General features: G+C 69.3%; 16 protein-coding genes. 4 read left to right on the top strand and 12 right to left on the bottom strand.

The window, feature by feature from the left end:
- The first annotated feature begins 102 nt into the window (after nucleotides 1-102).
- The gene (locus IT350_16670; protein MCC6159688.1) at nucleotides 103-384 is read left to right on the top strand and encodes a zinc ribbon domain-containing protein; all 282 of its coding nucleotides are present in this window, start codon (nucleotides 103-105) and stop codon (nucleotides 382-384) included.
- A gap of 2 nt (nucleotides 385-386) precedes the next feature.
- On the opposite strand, the gene IT350_16665 is transcribed toward IT350_16670, so the two are convergent.
- The 5 genes from IT350_16665 to IT350_16645 all read right to left on the bottom strand — a co-directional run bounded on the left by IT350_16665 (nucleotide 387) and on the right by IT350_16645 (nucleotide 3,036).
- Nucleotides 387-812, bottom strand: coding sequence for an SRPBCC family protein (locus IT350_16665; GenBank protein MCC6159687.1), 426 nt, complete (start codon nucleotides 810-812; stop codon nucleotides 387-389).
- Nucleotides 813-846: 34 nt separating this feature from the next.
- Nucleotides 847-1,866: a site-2 protease family protein gene (locus IT350_16660; protein ID MCC6159686.1), complete on the bottom strand. Its 1,020-nt coding sequence runs from the start codon at nucleotides 1,864-1,866 to the stop codon at nucleotides 847-849.
- Between the two features lie 15 nt (nucleotides 1,867-1,881).
- Entirely contained in the window at nucleotides 1,882-2,259 is a 378-nt protein-coding gene (locus tag IT350_16655) for a TraR/DksA C4-type zinc finger protein (protein MCC6159685.1), read from the bottom strand.
- Nucleotides 2,256-2,591, bottom strand: a complete 336-nt coding sequence (locus IT350_16650; protein MCC6159684.1) for a hypothetical protein — start codon at nucleotides 2,589-2,591, stop codon at nucleotides 2,256-2,258. The genes IT350_16655 and IT350_16650 overlap by 4 nt, the downstream gene beginning before the upstream one ends.
- Nucleotides 2,592-2,871: 280 nt before the next feature.
- Nucleotides 2,872-3,036, bottom strand: a complete 165-nt coding sequence (locus tag IT350_16645; protein ID MCC6159683.1) for a rubredoxin — start codon at nucleotides 3,034-3,036, stop codon at nucleotides 2,872-2,874.
- Nucleotides 3,037-3,287: 251 nt separating this feature from the next.
- On the opposite strand from IT350_16645, the gene IT350_16640 reads away from it, so the two are divergent.
- From IT350_16640 to IT350_16630, 3 genes are all read left to right on the top strand, one after another.
- The gene (locus IT350_16640) at nucleotides 3,288-3,869 is read left to right on the top strand and encodes an RNA polymerase sigma factor (protein MCC6159682.1); all 582 of its coding nucleotides are present in this window, start codon (nucleotides 3,288-3,290) and stop codon (nucleotides 3,867-3,869) included.
- Between the two features lies 1 nt (nucleotide 3,870).
- Complete coding sequence (locus IT350_16635; protein ID MCC6159681.1) at nucleotides 3,871-4,527, top strand: hypothetical protein; 657 nt, start codon at nucleotides 3,871-3,873, stop codon at nucleotides 4,525-4,527.
- A 137-nt stretch (nucleotides 4,528-4,664) separates the two neighbouring features.
- A complete protein-coding gene (locus IT350_16630) occupies nucleotides 4,665-5,342 on the top strand; it encodes a Crp/Fnr family transcriptional regulator (GenBank protein ID MCC6159680.1) in 678 nt (225 codons plus the stop codon).
- 182 nt (nucleotides 5,343-5,524) lie between these two features.
- On the opposite strand, the gene IT350_16625 is transcribed toward IT350_16630, so the two are convergent.
- From IT350_16625 to IT350_16595, 7 genes are all read right to left on the bottom strand, one after another.
- Nucleotides 5,525-7,168 carry a hypothetical protein gene (locus tag IT350_16625; GenBank protein MCC6159679.1) on the bottom strand — a complete coding sequence of 548 codons (1,644 nt, stop codon included), beginning with the start codon at nucleotides 7,166-7,168 and terminating at the stop codon, nucleotides 5,525-5,527.
- On the bottom strand, nucleotides 7,165-8,868 hold the full coding sequence (locus tag IT350_16620; GenBank protein MCC6159678.1) for a hypothetical protein: 1,704 nt from the start codon (nucleotides 8,866-8,868) through the stop codon (nucleotides 7,165-7,167). Before IT350_16620 ends, IT350_16625 begins: the two co-directional genes overlap by 4 nt.
- Complete coding sequence (locus tag IT350_16615) at nucleotides 8,865-10,535, bottom strand: hypothetical protein (GenBank protein MCC6159677.1); 1,671 nt, start codon at nucleotides 10,533-10,535, stop codon at nucleotides 8,865-8,867. Before IT350_16615 ends, IT350_16620 begins: the two co-directional genes overlap by 4 nt.
- Nucleotides 10,532-12,211: a hypothetical protein gene (locus IT350_16610; protein ID MCC6159676.1), complete on the bottom strand. Its 1,680-nt coding sequence runs from the start codon at nucleotides 12,209-12,211 to the stop codon at nucleotides 10,532-10,534. Before IT350_16610 ends, IT350_16615 begins: the two co-directional genes overlap by 4 nt.
- Complete coding sequence (locus IT350_16605) at nucleotides 12,208-13,869, bottom strand: hypothetical protein (GenBank protein ID MCC6159675.1); 1,662 nt, start codon at nucleotides 13,867-13,869, stop codon at nucleotides 12,208-12,210. Before IT350_16605 ends, IT350_16610 begins: the two co-directional genes overlap by 4 nt.
- A gap of 53 nt (nucleotides 13,870-13,922) precedes the next feature.
- Nucleotides 13,923-15,611: a hypothetical protein gene (locus IT350_16600; protein ID MCC6159674.1), complete on the bottom strand. Its 1,689-nt coding sequence runs from the start codon at nucleotides 15,609-15,611 to the stop codon at nucleotides 13,923-13,925.
- The coding region (locus tag IT350_16595) for a hypothetical protein (protein ID MCC6159673.1) at nucleotides 15,592-16,860 on the bottom strand (1,269 nt) is incomplete at its 5' end. The genes IT350_16595 and IT350_16600, both read right to left, overlap by 20 nt.

Raw genomic sequence — 16,860 nt, 5'->3', positions numbered from 1 at the left:
AATCGTTGCCTGCGCGCCGCCCGGACGTCGCACAATCGGGGTCGGTTTACGCCATGCGCGGGCGCGCCTACATTGGGCGTTGTTCGGACCGTGGAGAACGCGATGCCCGTTTACGAATACGCGCCGGTTTCGGGCGAGTGCGCCGAGTGCAAAGGCCGATTCGAGGTGTTTCAGAAACTCTCGGACGACAAGCTCACGCACTGCCCGCGCTGCGGACAGGCGTGCCGCCGCCTCGTCAGCGCGCCCGCGATCAACACGCGCCCGGACTCGGCGGTGCTCTCGGCGGACAACATCGCGAAACACGGCTTCACGCAGTACAAGCGCGAGCGCGACGGCACGTACAAGAAGACCGCCGGCAAAGGGCCCGACACGATCGTGAAGTGACGCTAGACGCCCGTCTCGATGCGCTTCTTGAAGCGCTCGAGCATCGCCGGGAAATTCTGCCCCACCGCCATGTCGAGGATCTTCTTGGGGACGAGCGGACCCACGTCGATATCGACCGTGTAGGTGGCGCGCGTTTTGCCCGGTCCGAGTTCCTCGAGGGTCCACCCGCCGTCGTTGCGCTTGAACCAGCCCGAGTGCAGCGTCCACGTCAGGCTCTTGCCCGGCACGCCGGTGAGATCGAGCGTGTAGACGATGTCCTTGACGATGTGGATGGTGTACTCGACGCGCCAGCGATCCCCGGTGTGCGAGAGCACCCGCACCTTCTTCATCTCCTCGACGAAGTCGGGATAGCGCTCGAAGTCGGCGATGACCTCGTAGCACTTCCGCGCGTTCGCGTTGATGACGATGTCGCGTTTCGCTCCGGGCATGTCGGCCTCCTCCTCTCGAAAATATCTCGGGCGCTCACGAACCGGCCAGCACCCGGATGGGCACCGGCACGAAGGTCACGACGAACAGCGCGAGGCTCAGCCAACCCGCGGCGATGCGGGCCGAATCGAGCGGCGCGGCCGGGTCTTCCACGTCGGGGTGGTCGAGCCGAAACACGTAGAGCATGAGCGTCCACACGAGCCAGGGTGCGCTGACGGCCTCGACCTCGATCCACGAGACGACCGTCATGTGCGCGAGAAACAGCGCGAGCAGGATTTTTCGCGCGTGGGGCGGAGGCGTTTTTGTCAACGCGACGTAGGTGCAAGCCGCGGCGTAGATCGCGCCGGAGACGCCGAGACGCGGATCGACGACCAGTGCGTCGCCGAAAGCTCCCCAAAAACACAGCCCGAGAAACACGAGCCGCGACACGGTGGCGTGCGCGCGCCCGGCGAGCGCCTTGACGATGTGTCCGCCGTCGAGCTGGCCCGCGGGCATCAGGTTGAGCGCCGTGACCAGCAGGCCGAACCACGCCGCCAGCGCGAGCGGGTGCAGGTAGATGTCCGCGCCGGGGGCGATGGGGCCGTGCGTCCAAAAGACGATCGCGCGAAAGAGCAGGCTGTCGCCGAGCAGAATCGCGAAGCCGTCCGCGGGAAGGGCTTCGACGTGCGACAGGGAAATGCCGATCACCGCGAACGGCACCGCCAGCGCCGCGCCGGCCAGCGGGCCGCCCACGCCCATGTCGAGCAGGTGCGCGCGCCGCGCGATGCGTTTCGAGCGAATGATCGCGCCCATCGTACCGAAGGCGAACGGGGCGGGAATGAAATACGGCAGCGTCAGCGCCACGCGGTGCGCGAGTCCCGCGAAGTAGTGGCCGAGCTCGTGCGCGAGCAGGATCGCCATGACGGCGAGGGCGAAGACGAAACTGTCGAGGGCGCTGGGGTGGATGAAGACGGCGAGCGGATTGCCGGGACGCGTGGACGCGTACACGGACGCGATCGTGAGGACAAACAGGATGAGATGAAGGAGCGGGCGGGGCCTGGCTTCGGCGGGATTCATGATTCGGGCGCGACGTCACGCGTCGGCGTAACCGCGCTCCAGGCCCTCCTGCTCTTCCTTGCATCGGATGCACAGCGTGGCGACCGGCCGCGCGAGCAGGCGCTTGAAGCCGATTTCTCCGCCGCAGTTTCCGCAGAATCCGAACTCGTCCGAATCCGCGTCGATGCGCCGGAGCGTTTCGTCGATCTTCGTGAGCAGGCCCGCCTCGCGGTCGCGCAGGCGCAGGTCCACCGTTTCGTGCTGCTCGAGCGTCGCGTGGTCGACCTCGTCGTTGAGGTCGTCGGGGTTGGGCTCGTTCATCGTGCTCAGCGTCCCCTTCGCGCTCTCGAGCAGTCGTACCCGATCCGCGAGCAGTCTTTCGCGGATCTGTTCGATCTCGTCCTTTGAAATCATGTCACGCCCCCCTCATCTCGCGGCGCCGCGTCGAGCAGCGAACGCACTGCCGGCGGCACGAAAACGTTTTCCAGATCGAAACGGCGCAGCTCGCGCGACAGCACCGAAACGCGCTCCGCGGGCCCCATGCGCGAGTCGATGATGATCAGGTCCTGCTCGTGCACCCGGCAGGTTCCGTGCGTGACGCGGACGGGACCGTGCGCGAGCTTTTCGTAGCGGACCGTCACGCCGCGACGCACGGCGACTTCCTCGAGCTCCGCGAGAAGCGCTTGAGACTGCTCGACCGAAATGGCCGCCGTTCGATTCGTGGAATTGCCCTTGCTCATGTTCATCAAAACGCGTTGTTGATGTGCTCGTCACGAAGCGCGACGGCATCCCCAAGGGGTCATTTAATCGACCGATTTTCGCGTTGTCAACGAAGATCGACCAAAAATATTCCCGCCGAAATCGAGCGTGTCCACGCGCGTACCCCCTTGTCCTCGATCAAAAAATGTGCATGCGCACACGGCGACCTTGCGCGGGACGCGGCAGCTGTGGCGAGGTTCGAATATCGGGAATGACGGCAAGGACCGGTCGGCGGGAGTCAGCGATGCGCACGTTCGCGTGGCGCGATCAGTCGTCGTACTCCTCGAACATTTCCTTGCCGACGCCGCACAGCGGGCAGGCCCAGTCGTCGGGAATGTCCGCGAACGGCGTGCCCGGTGCGATACCGCCCTCGGGGTCGCCCTTCTCCGGCTCGTACAGGTAGCCGCACACCTTGCACAACCAACTCTTCATGATCACTCCGGCCGGCGGACTCGTCCCGGCATCGGGAGGCGTTTATCGAGGGCTAGCGCTTACCCGATTTCGCGATTGATGACAAGAATGATCGGGCTCGCGCCGCGCGGGGAACGCCCGGGGCACCCTCGGCGTATGGAAGACGTCCGCGGAGACGAGCGTCTTGATTTTCGATCACCCTCCCCACACACTTATGCCTTCCCAATTCCATCCGCCCGGCGACGATCCCGGGCTCGCGAACGGCAACCCCGATGCTCATCGTGCTGATTGTGATGACGCCCCGGGACGGCGCCTCGAAATTCGATTCCCGGCTCGAAGAGCTGATGGAGCGCTACGCCGACGGCGACGAGGCGGCCTTCGCGGCGCTCTACGCCGAGCTGCGGCCCGTGATCGCCGGCCGCCTGATGCGCAAGGCCGGCGTCGAATTGGCCGAGGACATCGTGCAGGCGACGTTTCTGAAGCTCCACGCGCACCGCGCGAATTATCGCACCGGCACCGCCGTTCTGCCCTGGGTCTTCACCATCGCCGACCGGCTGCTCATCGATGCCTTTCGCAAACGCGGGCGCGATCCCGCGCGGCCCTCCGACGAACTCCCCGATCCCGGCGCGTGGGATGCGCACGTCGATCCCTTTCTCTCCGAAGCGGTGCGCGCCGCCATCGAGACGCTGCCCGAGTACCAGCGCGTTGTCGTCGTGATGCACGTCTTCGAGGGACTCGACCTGCACGAGGTGGCCGAGCGACTGGGCCTCGAACCCACGACCGTGCGCGTGCGCAAACATCGCGCGTGGGCGTCGCTGCGCGAAAAGCTCGGCGCGCTGATGGAGGGCCGATGACATGACGGCGACGGCCCAGCGCGACGCGAAGTCGTATGTCGACGCGCGCTCGATCATTGTGGAGCGACTGCGTCACGAGCGTCGCGGCCGGCGCGTCGGAGCGATCGCCACCGCCGCATTCGCCCTCGTCGCCGCGCACGCGCCGCTGTGGTCGGGGCTTGCGCGGCGCGGATGGCCCGACTCCTGGTCGGCCGCGTTTCTCGTTGCGCTCGGCGTCGTGCTGGCGCTCGCGCTGGCGGCGACAACCGCCCTCGTTTTCGGCGCGCCGCTCGTGCGTCGCGGCACCCTCGCGGTCATGGCCGCCGTCGATCTCGCCGCGATCGTCGCTTTCCTCGTCGCCACATCTTCCCCGCAGCCGCTGGCCGAAATGCCGCGCGGAGGATGGGCGTGTTTCGAGGGCGGCTTCGTCCATGCCGTCGCCATGACCGGCTTTTTGTGGATCGTGCGCGACTACCTGAGGCAAAGCCCCGCCGCGCTCTGGCTGACGAGCGCACTGGTCGCCGGAACCGCCGTGATCGCGTTGCACTACCACTGCGCCGATCAGGGATTCTGGCATCTGACGATTCAGCACGGCGCGGTGTTGGTCCCTTCGGCGGTTCTTGTTTGGTTAGTCATCTCACGAAAAACTACCGCCGCGAGTGAATTCGGACGAAATTAGTCCCGTTTTTCCTGATCCAGATCATCATCGCGCCGTTTAATCGTACCAACCGGTCGGAAATGATTATATTGGTGTAACGGGACTGGAGAATCCCGCGTATTTCCGGTCAGTCGAACCGCCCAACACGGGAGACAACCATGAAGACATCGACGCAGCCCGAATCGAAAATCCTCAAGACCCTGATGGCGATCGGACACGAGGTTTACCTCGGCATCGTGCGTTCGCGCGTGTACCGCCGGAGCGAAGTGCTGTTTTCCGAGGGCGACGAGTCCCGCTCCATTCACGTCGTGAAAAAGGGCAGCGTGCGCCTGGTGAAGCAGGACCCGTCGGGCCGCGATCGCGTGATCGGAATCTTCGGCGAGGGCGACACCATCGGCGCGGCCGAGGTGCTGACCGGCTCGCCCTATCTCGTGACCGCCGTCGCCCGCGGCAAGGTCGTCACGGCCAAGATCCCGTTCCGCGCTCTGCGCGAACTGGCCATGCGCCACCCGGCGCTCGCGTTCGCGGTGGGCGAGGACCTCGGCCACACCTTCGCGGGCGTGCTGGGGAGCGTCGAGCATCTGTCGGTGGGGCGCGCGCAGGAGCGCATCGCGTCGCTGCTCGTGTCGCTGGCCGAGCGCTGGCCGGGCGAGACGCCGGGGCAGATCCCCATCGGCCTCACGCGACAGGAGATCGCCGACATGGCCGGCGTCACCGTCGAGACCTGCATCCGCACGATCTCGAAATTCAAGACGGACGGTCTGATCCGGCAGTTCCCGCGCAAGTCGATGGTGATCGACGTGGCCGCGCTCCAGTCGCTGGCCGGCGCGGCGTAGCCCCAAGGCGAAACCGAGTCCAGACCGGCAGGCGGGGCCGGTTGCCTATCCCGAAGCCCCAAGACCCGCCACGCAACGATCCCTCCCTCCTTGACGCCCGACGGCAACGCGTCGGGCGTTTTTTCTCGTGCGTCTGTCGTCCCGACGGCAACGCGTCGGGCGTTTTTTCTCGTGCGGAGCGGTCACGGCGTGTCGTACACGACGAGGTCGGGTCCCTCGTGGACGACGCGGAACTCGCCGGCCCTCGCACGCAGGTCGTACAGGTGCGGTAGACGATCGACGGGCGCCGCGCCCTCGGCGATACGCGCCTCGACGTAGCCTATGGTGCGCTCGACGAGTTCCGGCAGCGGCGGCGGCGCGTCTTCGCCGTGGCGGCGCGGATACACGAGAAACGGCTTTCCGGAGGGCGGCGGCAAGACGGCCGCGCCGACGACGTAGAGTCGCAGCGCACGGTCGCGCAGCGCGAACTCGTAGCGGAATTCCTCCAGCGGGCCGACCCAGTCGAGCACGACCAGCACGCGCGGCTCGTCGGCTCCGCGTCGCGAGCGCGTGAGCGCCGAAAGCGCACCCGCCTCGTCCGCCGCATCGCTCGTCACGGTGATCGGCATCATCAGAGATCGACCCCGCTCGTCCATCACGATGTCCATGAACGCGGCCTGCATCCACGCGGGGCTCGGCCGCGCAAGCCCCCACGCCGCCCACGCCACGCAAGCCGCCAGCAGCGTGGGCACGGCGACGCGCCCGGCGCGCGACTCGCGTCCCAATTCCCGCCAATACGCCGACGCGACTCCCGCGATGGGCGCGGCGGCGATGAGCGCGTAGTCGATGTACCACTGATGCTTTTTGGGAATCGCCGAGAGCGCGACGATTTCCATCAGGAGCCATGCCGCGAGCGCGAATCGACCCGGCAGCCGTCGCTCGAAGTGCGTCCACAGAGCCACGAGCACACACGCCGTGAGCGGCACCCCCCAGTGAAAGCGCATGAGCAACAGCGGATACGCGGCGAGCGACCGCAGCCACGGGACGAATCCCGAGAAGGGTGCGTTGCCGACCTCGCCGCCGTAATAGCCGGGACTCAGGTATTCGAGCGATCCGCCGCGCGCCGCGAAGATCGCCGCCGCGATGCCGAACACCGCAAGCGCTCCCGTGCCGAATGCCAGCGTGCGCGCGCGGGGTTCGGGCGCCGCGTCCTGCGTGCCGAACGCATCGACCGCAGCGCCGACGATCGCGCTCGCCACTGCCGCCGCGACCAGCAGACCGTTGGAGCCGATGAAAGCGTAACGCAGGGCGATCCCCGCGAACGCGCCCGCGAGAAACGCACCCGCGACGAGCCGCGCTCCCCGCGCACCGATCACGCACGCGACGGCGAGGGCTGTGAGCGTCATGTTGAACAGGTGGTCGTCGTAGCCGAGCGCCGCGAAGTGCGCCGCCGGCAGCCACGCGGCGAATGCGGCCGTCCACGCCGCGCCGCGACGGCCGCGCACGCGAAATCCGATCGCCGCGCACGCGCCGACGAACGCGGCGAAGAGAACGAGCTGCGCCGCCATATACGCGGCGTAGTTGTCGCCGAGCCACGCGGACGTGAGGTTCGAGAGGCGAAAGAGCGGCGGCTCGTTGTCCGGCACCATGCTCGAAAGCTCGCGCGGGATTTCGGGATGCGCGTGGAGCGCCGCCTGATGCAGGATGGGATGCGCGCGCTGCGCAAAAACCGGCTGCGTGCGCAAATTGAACGCGTGCATCGCCGCAATCGCCGCCGCGAGCGCGAGCGCCGCGCCGAGCCACGCAAATACGCGTTCGCGCTTACGTCGGGAGAGCGGCGCGGTCACGAAACGCCTCCATCGAGCAGCACGTAGCGATCCGACTCGTACACGACCGCCCAAGCTGCGCCCGCGAGCGCGCGCAGATACTCGGCCCGCGCGACGGGATCCCCCGCGGTCTCGATCTGCCCCATCGCGTCGTGCGTCTTCTCCACCTTGCGCAGGACGTACGCGACCGAGTCGTCGATCACGCCCGCCGCGCCGCGCTCGCCCGCCGCGTCCCACGCGCCGCGCGGCACGAGCAGGAACGGCGACACGTCCGTCGGCGGCGTGATCTCGGCGAGGGCGATGGCGAACACGCGCGCCGCCGCGTCGTGCTCCTGCAAAAAGTAGCGAAGCTCCTCCATCGGCCCCACCGCGCCGGGCACGATGAAGAGCAGCGCATCGCCCGGCGCACGGCGCGCCCGCGCGGCGGAATGGATCGCATCCGCCTCGGCCCGCTCCAGGCTCGGTTTCGTGACCGGCGCGCGAAGCACGTATGCGCCCTGCTCAAAGGTGTACGCCGCAAAGAGTTTCGGCATTTCGGCATCGCCGCCGCGCGTCGCATGCCACGCCGTCCACGCGGAGCACGCGGCGATCACTACCGCGGTGACGACGCGCCGACGGGCATCGGGCCGAACGCGCGCGAGCACCGCCGCGACGATGACCGGTGCGGCGGCGAGCGCGGCGTAGATGTAATACGGATTCTTCTTTGGAAAGACTGAGAGCGCGACAACCGGCACGGCGAACCACGCCACGAGCAGCCCGCGCCCCGGCGCGGCGGATCGCACGAGCGCGACGAGACCGACGACGGTCGCGATGAACATCGCGGGGCCGAGCAGATGCCGCGCGCTGATGTCGAGATAGATCGGCAGGGCGATGAGCCAGTCGAGCGCGCCGCGCGCGGGTGAGTTGCCGACCTCGCCCGCGTAGTAGCCGAATGCCGCCTGCGACGCGAGATCCGCGCGCCACAGCCCCGCGACGAGGCCGACCAGCAGGAACGCCGTGCCCACGAGTTGCGGCCGGAGTTCGCGGGGAATTCGTCCGACGCCTCCGCGCAGGCTCGCCGCGAGATGGCGGCGACGCGCGGCGAGATCCTCCGCGACCAATCCGCCCGCCGCGCACAGCACCGCGCCCGCCGTCAGAATCCCGTTCGACGCGATGAACGCGTAACGGATCGCGAGGCCGGCGAGCGCTCCGGCGGCGAGCGCCGCGACGGGGCGTGTCAGCCGATCGGAAAGCGCGAGCGCGAGCACGGCGGCCATGGTGAGCACGAGGTTGAAGAGGTGATCGTCGAAGCCCAGCGCGCACACCCAGGCCATCGGCGTCGCCGCCGCGAGCGCCGACGCGACGATCGCCGCCCCGCGCCCGGCGAGCACGAAACCGAGCGCGGCGGCGAGCATGATCCACAGCGCCAGCCACGTCGTTTGCGCGGCCATGATCGCGCGGTACGAGCGTCCGAATCGCGACGTCATGACGCGCGCGAGTTCCAGGACCGGTGGGCGATTGTCCGGCACCATGCTCGACAGCTCGTAAGGCGCGGCCGAATTTTCGTGCAGCAGCGCGCGGTGCAGAACGGGGTGCGCGCGCGCCGCGAACACGGGTTGCGTAGCCGCGTTCCACCAGGATGCGAACAGGGCGGCGGCGGCGACGATGGCCGCGACGATGACGAGCACGGCCCACATCGGCGGGCCGGAGGCGGGCGTGCGATCCGCGCGCGCTTCCGTCATGGCGCGAATCCGTACAGTACCCAGAAGTCCCCTTCGTCGAGCGTCGTCATCACGTCGGCCCGGAGTGCGAGATCGTCGAGATACGCGAGCCCGCCCGCGTCGGCGAACGCACTGCGCGGATTGCGGTGATAATCGGCGCCCTTCGTGAGCAACGCTCGCGGCGTCGGTGCGTCGGCGTCTCCGACGCGGATGTGCAGCACGAGCGGCGCGGGGTCGCGCCACGGGAGCGCCTGCGCGGTCTGCGTGACGAGGAGCGTGAGGTGCGCATCGCGCGTCGCGAGAAAATACCGCAGACGCTCGACGCGTTCGATGACCACGGTCTCATCCACGACGAGGACGAGCGCGTCGCCGGCCGGCCGGATCTCGCGAATCGCGGCGGCGATGCGCGTTGCCGCGTCGTCCTCGGGCCAGGGCTCGGTGCGCGGCGTGTTCAGCCAGAAACCCGGTTGCTCCTGAAAGTGATACATCACGAGCGGCGTGCCCTCGATCGTCCGCCCCGTGAAGAGCCGGTGCCCGGTGAACGCCGCGCCCGCGAGGACGAAGACGATGATCAGGACCGCGCGCACCGCGCGACGGGGGATCGCCGCGAGGCCGAGCCCGCCCAGCCCCAACATCGCGAGCACGGCATACACGTCGTAGTACGGATTCTTCTTCGCGATGGCGACGACGAGCGCGAACGGGACAAGCGACGCGCCGATCCACAGGCCCATTCCGCGCGGGCGAAACGCGACGACCGCTGCGAGCCCCGTCAGCACGAACGCCGTGCCGACCGGTCCGAGTTGCTCGTGGAACACGAGCCATGGATACGCCCAGACCGCGCCGGGCGTGTGCGGGATGAGTTCGTCGGGCAGAAACGCGCGGGACCATTCGCCCGCGTAGTAGCCCGGCTGAATGCGGCCCGACGCCCAGATCGACGCGGCGACGAGCGCGAAGCCCGCCGGCATCGCGAGCGCGCCGAGGGCGGGTCGCGCGATGAGGTCGCGCATCGAATCGGCGTGGCGCGTTGCGACCACGTGAGTGATGGACTTTCGTTCGCGCACGAGGTGCTCGGCCGCGAGACCCAGTGCGCCGAAGACAACCGTCGCGAGCGCGATCAGGCCGTTCGACGGGATGAACGCGCCGCGCAGCACCGCCCCGGCCGCGAGCCCCGCCGCCAGCATGACCAGCCGGCGCCGGCCGCCGTCGGACCACGCGAGCAGCGCGAGCGCGACGAAGACGCCCGCCGCATTGAAGAGGTGATCGTCGAAGGCGAGGGTGAGTTCGGCGGTGAGCGGTGCGAACGCGACGAACGCTCCGGCGGCGATCGCGGCGGCGGCCCCGCCGCCCGGCCACGCGGCGACGGCCGCGAGGGCGATGAGCAGCGCAAGCACCGCAAGTTGCGCCCGCATGAGCGCGACGTAGTCGCCGCCGAAATGCCGCAGGGCGAACGACGTCCATACGAGCAACGCCTTGTCGCGCGGCACCACCGCCGAATATTCGCCGTAACCGGGCCGGATGAATTCCTGCATGGCGGCGGGGAGCATGGGGTGCGGACGCACGGCGAAGATCGGCTGCGTGCGACGATTCCACGCGTCGTACGTCACGAGCGCGACGACGATGACGACCGCAACCGCGACGGCGCATAGCGCCGCCTCGCGCATTGGGCGCTCCCGCGTTTCGTCCGTCACGGCGCGCCCCCGGCCCGGTCGTACACCACGATTCGCTCGCCGATGTACGCCGGTTCAACCTCGCCCGCGTGCTCCGCCAGCCGTTGCAGGTACCCCATCGTCGGGTGCGAGATCGGCGTTTCGGAACCGAACTGGCGACGCAGGCGCTCCATCGCGTCACTCACGACATCCGCGAAGGGCCGCGCAACGCCGCGCGACGGCGCGACCTCGGCGAAAAACGGCCGCGCGTCGTCCGGTGGATTGCGCCCCGCAAGCGCGAGGATGTGGAGCTGCGCGTCGGCATCCCGCATCAGCAGATGATAGCGCAGTTGCTCGAAAGGCTCCTGCGTGCCGAGGAGCACGACGAGCACGCGCTCGTCCGCGCCGAGGCGTTCGCGCAGCGCATCGAGCATGGCGCGCTCGGGGGCGCGCGCGCCCTCGATGGTGAAGTCGGGCCGCGTGAGCACGTACATGGAGCTTTGTTCGAAGTGGCGGAATGTCGCCGATCCGGGCACGTTCGGCTCGGGCGCGAGCATCCGCGCGACGGACCATGACATCGCGCCAAGGGCGATTGCCACCGCGAGACCGACCCGCGCCCATGTTTTTTCGATCGTCGCGACCAGCAGCGAAATCGCGAACGGCGCGGCCAGGAGCGCGCACCAGCCGTAGTACGCGTTTCGCTTGGGAACGAGCGAGAGCGCGAGGATCGGCACGAGGATCCACCCCGTCACGAGCGCGCGGTCGTCGTGGCGCGTTCGCCACAGCACGACCAGCGCGACGCACGTCGTGGCCGCGAGCACGGGGCCGAGCTGGAACCGCGCGGCGAGCAGCGCGTACGCGGGGACGCCGGCAAGCCACGCACCCGCGCCGAAGGCGGCCGATTCGCCCGCCTCGGCGGAGTAGTAACCGAGTTGCAGCGGGGGGTTGGGCGAGCGCCACCACGCGGCGACGGCGAATGCCGCCATCATCGCGCCGAGGCCGATGACCGCTCGCCACGCCTCGGGCCGCCTTCGCATCCGCCACCACGCGCGCACGCCTCCGTAGCGATCCACCGCACCGGCGAGCGCGTCGCACCCCGCCGCGCAGGCGATCGTCGCGACCGCGAGCAAACCGCTGCTCGGCACAAATGCCCAGCGCATCGCGAGCCCGGCGAGCAGACCGGCGACGAGGGCGGGAGCGGGTCGTGTCATCCGTTCGGAGACGACCATCGCGCACAGGCTCCAGGCCGCCAATGCAAGGATGAGGGCGTGGTCGTCCATGCCGAGCGCGGCGGCGATCGGCACCGGCGCGGCGAGCGCGAGCAGCCCCGCGAACGCGCCCATGCGCGCACCGGCACGCGCCCAGGCCGCCGCGGCGAGACCGAGCGCGGCGAGCGCGTAGAACAGATATTGCGCACGCATGATCGCCGAATACGTGCGGCCGAAGCGATCGATCACCGCGTCGGTGACGGCGAAGAGCGGCGACTCCCAGGGGAGCGCGTAGAGCAGATCGGACTCGGGCTGCATGTGATGGTGCAGCAACGCGTGCGGCAGCGCGGGGTGCGGGCGCGCGGCGAAGATCGGATTCGTCCACGCGTTCCAGCGCTCGATCCACGCAAGCGCCGCCGCGAGCGCGAGCACAAAGACGGCCAGTGCGGCGAACGTCGCGATGCGCTTGCTGCGCACGCCGGATTCCGGGGACGACGTCGTCGCCGTCATGGTCCCGCCGTCGCGGCCGCTGCCGCCACGAACTCGGGCACATCCACGACGTACCGCTCCGAGCGGTGGATGCGCCGCCATTCGGGAACGTCATGCGCGAGCCGCCGAAGAAACGCGGGTCGGCCGCCGTGGTCCGTGCCGACGCGTTCGTCTTCCTCGATCATCCGCGCGGTGGCTTCGATCGCATCGCCGACCGGGGCGTCGGCGCGCTCACCCGCCTCGCGCAGAACGGCGACGGGTTCGCGCATCGGCGGGCTCGCCGCGGGCAGCGCCACGTAAAGGCGCCAGCGCGGATCGACGGCAAGCAGGAAATATCGAAGCTCGTCGAACACGGCGACGCTGCCGGGGACGAGGATCGTCGCCGGTGGCTTCACGCCGATCGCGGCGAACGCCTCGGTGATGCGCAGCGCCTCGGCGCGGTCCGGGTGTTCGCGGTCGTCGGGTCGATGCAGCGCGAACGACGAGGGCTCGTGGATGTAGTCCTCGAATCCCGGCGCGGGTCGCGCCTCGGGATCGCCGCGCCACAGACCCCATTGCACGAGCCCGATGCCGAGGGCGATGAAGACGCCTGCGACCGTGCGCGCGAGCGAATTCGCCATCCGCGACCACGCGAATCCGCCCAGCACCGGCGCCGCGGTGAGCAGCGCGAAGAGGTAGTAGGGGTTTTTCTTCGGGATCGCGACGAGCACCGCGAGCGGCGCGAGACATGCGACGGCCACGGCGATCGCCCGGGCGTCGCGCTCGCGCGCAGCCCGCCACAGATCCACAGCCCGCCACATGCCTACCAGAGCGAGTGCGGTGACGATCGGTCCCAGGTGGTATCGCCCCATCAAGTACGGATAGGCGAGCAGGTTGCGTGCGAGCCCCGGCGGCGCGTGCCCGGCTTCGGCGCCGAGATACGACGGCGCGAGATACGCGAATCCGCCGTCGCGACGCGCGACCACGAAGACGACCGCCGCCATGAGGGCAACGCCGACGACCGCGTGCGTCAGCGTCGCCCCACGCCGTGCCGACGGCGTTGCAAACACCTCGTGAACGAATCGCGCTCCCGCGCACGCGCCGACGACCGACGCGGCGACGAGTCCGCTGCTGGATACGAACGCAAAACGCAGCGCCGCGCAGATCGCGAACCCCGCGCCGATGGCGGGCCAGAGTCGCGCGAAGGGGCGGTCACCCGCGAGGAAGAGCAGCCCGGTCGCCGCCGCCAACATGAGCGTGAGGTGGTCGTCGAATCCGATGGCCGCGAGAAAGACGACGGGTGTCGCCGCCGCGATCGCCGCCGCCGCGACCGCCGCGCGCGCACCGCCGATGCGCCACGCGACTCCCGCGAGCACGATCACGAGCAACGCCAGCAGCACCGGTTGACCCGCCGCGACGCGGGGATACGTCACCTCGCTCCCCGCGAGCGCGAGTTTGCTGATCACGAAAAGCGGGCACGCGGCGGGAATCGCCGCGAGCAGGTCGTCGTCCGCGCCGGGATTCGCAAACATCACCGCCTGCGCCGTGACGGGGTGCGGGCGGTGCGCGAAGACCGGCTGCGTGCGCGCGTTCCACACCGCGACCGATGCCGCGCAACCCGCGGCAAAGAACACTACGGCGAGCGCCGCGAGGGCGCGCCTCGGCTCGGGCCGGGGTGCGTTTGCGCCGTGGAAATTCATGGCGGCATCTTGCCGATCGTTTCGCGCCGCACGCAAGGGATCGTGTGCGTGCGTCACGGAACCACGCTCGGGCAGGTCGCGACTGCCGCCGCGCCGAGCGACCACAGCGTGTAGCGCTCCGTTCGCGCGACCTCGCGCGGCGCGCCGGACGAAAGCACCCCCGTCAGATACTGCGCCGCGCCGCTGCGTCCGAAGGGCGATTCGCCGCGCGACTGATCGAGCGCGTACTCGTTCAATTCCCCGATCGGCGGAACCGTCATCTCGTCGCGACCGAAGGCGACGAGGAGCGGCGCGCCGTCCTCGAACGGCACGCGGCGCACGTGCCCGATCTCCGCGAGCGCGATGCGCGGATCGGCATCGAGCACGAACCAGGTGAGTGCGTTCATGAAATGCCGCGTCTGATTGCCGGGCGCGACGATCACGAGGCGCGGGCAGTCGTCGGGCCGAGCGCGGCGGATGTCGTCCACCAGCGCGCGCGCCGTCTTCGCCTCGGGAGCGGCGCCGATCTGCGGCGGCCCGGGCGAAAAATTCGGCGCTTCCTGAAAGTGCCGCGTCCACTCGCCCGAAAGCGGCTCGTTCGCGACGAGTCCCGTGAACCACGCGACGGAAAGCGCGCCCGCGCCCAGCACGCACGCCGCACCCGCGAGGATGCGAAGCACACGTGGCCAGGCCGCGATTCCCGCGCCGATGACGATCGGGACCGCCGCCAGCGCGGGTAGAATGTAGTACGCATTCTTTTTTGGAATCGCGGAGAGCACGACCAGCGGCACGACGAGCCATGCCAGCAATCCGAATCGGTGCGGCGATCCGGAGCGCGCGAGACCGATCGCGCCGAGCACGAGCGCCGCGCAAAGCACGGGGCCGAGATCGGTGCGCCACATCCGCGCGGCGTAGAGCGCAAGACCCCGCGCCGTATCCGCCGCTCCGCTCGCCGCGGCGGGCACGTTGATCGCTTCGCGCGAGTAGTAGTCGAGCGGCAATTCGCGCGCGAATTCGCCGAGCGCGATCCCGCCCGCGAGCGCGGCGACAAACGCGGCCATCGCGACGACCCACGGACGCGCCAGCCGCGCCTTCGTCGAAGCCGACGCCGCGCCCGCGCGCCGCGCGACCGCGAGATCCGCGAACATCCCCGTGCACGCGCACGCGACGCACCCCAGCGCGAGCACGCCGTTCGACGGCACGAACGCGAATCGCCACACGATCGCGCCGATGCCGCCGGCGACCAGTGCGATCCACGCGCGACCGGTGCGCGTCGCCTCGACGAGGAGCGCGACGACGATCGCCGTCGCCGTCATGTTGAAGAGCTGGTCGTCGAACGCGAGCGCGGCGAGCAGATTGGCGGGCGTGACGGCGCAGACGATCGCGGCGAGGCCTGCCGCAAATGGCCCTGCGACGCGGGCCGCGATCCATGCGCAAACGGCGATGAGGACCGCGAGCAGCGCGGTCTGCGGCAGCATCTGCGCCGCATACGAACCGCCGAACGCGCGAGCGCCACGCGCGGCTGCGCGCATGATGGGCGCGTTGCGCGGCGCGTGTTGCTGCGTGGCGTAGTCGGGCCACGTCGCGTTTTGCGCGACGAAACCGAGCACCGAGTGCGGGCGCGCGGCGAAGACGGGCTGCGTTTGCGCGTTCCACCACGTCACGCCCCCGGCTGCGACGAAGATGGACGCGATCGTGACCGCCGCCGCGATCATGTGGGCGCGACGCGATTCGCCGGCGGGCTCAGTCGGGCGTTCGGACATGAAAACACCCGTAGCCCGAGCGGGCGAACGGTGCGAATCGGTCGGCGAAAGGGCGCAGCCCGTCGACCATCGCGCGATAAGCCGCGCCGCGCGTTTCATCGATGGACGCCAGATCGTTCTCGCGGGGAAGCGCCGCGAGCGCCGACGCGAGACTGCCGAGTTCACCGAGTCCGCACGGCGTCATGATCGCGGCCACCGAAGCGAGTTCCACCGGCTCGGGCGTGAGCATCGGATTGCGCACGGCCACGCGCGGGTCTTCGGCGAGGATCCCGTAACGCATCCGCTCCATCAGATCGGCCGAACCCAGGACGAGCAACGTGGGATGCGAAAGTTCGGGGTGAGCGCGGCGCATCGCCCGCACGAGTCCCGGCACGGGCAGGTGCGACTCGCGGGCATCGAATGATCTGGGGCTTTGCAGCACGTGCGCGCTCGCCTCCTGAAACACGTTCGCCCAGATCCCCTCGCCGGGCCGGGGCGCGTCGGCCAGTAACGCACGCCCGATCGACGCGACGAGCAGCAACGCGACCGCCGCGCGCGCTCCCGATGCCCAGCGCCCGTTTCCGAACCGCGCGAGGCCGTAACCCGCCACGGGAACAGCCGCGACCGCCGCATAATAAATGTAGTACGCGTTTTTCTTCACGACGAGCGAGAGCACGACGAGCGGAACGGCGAACCATGCCGCCATCACCCAGCGCGAATCGTGGCGGTCGCGAAAGAGCCGCCAAAACCCGAGCGCGACGGCGAGCGCCACTACGGGTCCGAGCAAATGCGCGACGAGGATCGCGGCGTAGGCCGGAATCTGCGTGAACCAGTCGGAGAGCGTCGCCGCCGGTCCGTGCTCGATTTCCGACGTGTAATAGTGGAGATCGACGAAGTTGTAGCGCGTGAAGGCAAACGCGCTCGCGCCAAGTGCCGCGAGCCACGCGACCGCGCCCCGCCGCGTCGCGACGGCCTCGGGCGTCGTCCAGCGCAAACGGACGCGCCGCCACGCGTGAAGAGGTCGCCATTGATGCTCGGCGAGCGTCTGAAGTGCGAAACCGGACGACGCGCCGAGCGCCGTGCCGAGCGCGAGCAGGCCGTTCGAGGGCACGAAGGCGTAGCGGAACGTGATGCCGCAGGCCGCGCCCGCCGCCATCGCAAGCGGCCATCGACGCATTCCGTGTGAGGCGACGAGCAGTGCGACGGCAAACGTCGTGATCGCCATGTTGAAAAGATGGTCGTCGAAGGCAAGTGCGCCGACATACGCGAG

The organism is Deltaproteobacteria bacterium, assembly GCA_020845895.1.
Lineage (GTDB): Bacteria > Lernaellota > Lernaellaia > JACKCT01 > JACKCT01 > JADLEX01.
This window is presented reverse-complemented; position numbering and strand designations above follow the sequence as displayed.

Coding starts and splice junctions, on each gene's coding strand:
- IT350_16610 (MCC6159676.1), bottom strand. CDS start 12,211: ATGACGGCGACGACGTCGTCCCCGGAATCCGGCGTGCGCAGCAAGCGC.
- IT350_16635 (MCC6159681.1), top strand. CDS start 3,871: ATGACGGCGACGGCCCAGCGCGACGCGAAGTCGTATGTCGACGCGCGC.
- IT350_16670 (MCC6159688.1), top strand. CDS start 103: ATGCCCGTTTACGAATACGCGCCGGTTTCGGGCGAGTGCGCCGAGTGC.
- IT350_16600 (MCC6159674.1), bottom strand. CDS start 15,611: ATGTCCGAACGCCCGACTGAGCCCGCCGGCGAATCGCGTCGCGCCCAC.
- IT350_16620 (MCC6159678.1), bottom strand. CDS start 8,868: ATGACGGAAGCGCGCGCGGATCGCACGCCCGCCTCCGGCCCGCCGATG.
- IT350_16655 (MCC6159685.1), bottom strand. CDS start 2,259: ATGATTTCAAAGGACGAGATCGAACAGATCCGCGAAAGACTGCTCGCG.
- IT350_16645 (MCC6159683.1), bottom strand. CDS start 3,036: ATGAAGAGTTGGTTGTGCAAGGTGTGCGGCTACCTGTACGAGCCGGAG.
- IT350_16640 (MCC6159682.1), top strand. CDS start 3,288: ATGCTCATCGTGCTGATTGTGATGACGCCCCGGGACGGCGCCTCGAAA.
- IT350_16660 (MCC6159686.1), bottom strand. CDS start 1,866: ATGAATCCCGCCGAAGCCAGGCCCCGCCCGCTCCTTCATCTCATCCTG.
- IT350_16650 (MCC6159684.1), bottom strand. CDS start 2,591: ATGAACATGAGCAAGGGCAATTCCACGAATCGAACGGCGGCCATTTCG.
- IT350_16605 (MCC6159675.1), bottom strand. CDS start 13,869: ATGAATTTCCACGGCGCAAACGCACCCCGGCCCGAGCCGAGGCGCGCC.
- IT350_16665 (MCC6159687.1), bottom strand. CDS start 812: ATGCCCGGAGCGAAACGCGACATCGTCATCAACGCGAACGCGCGGAAG.
- IT350_16630 (MCC6159680.1), top strand. CDS start 4,665: ATGAAGACATCGACGCAGCCCGAATCGAAAATCCTCAAGACCCTGATG.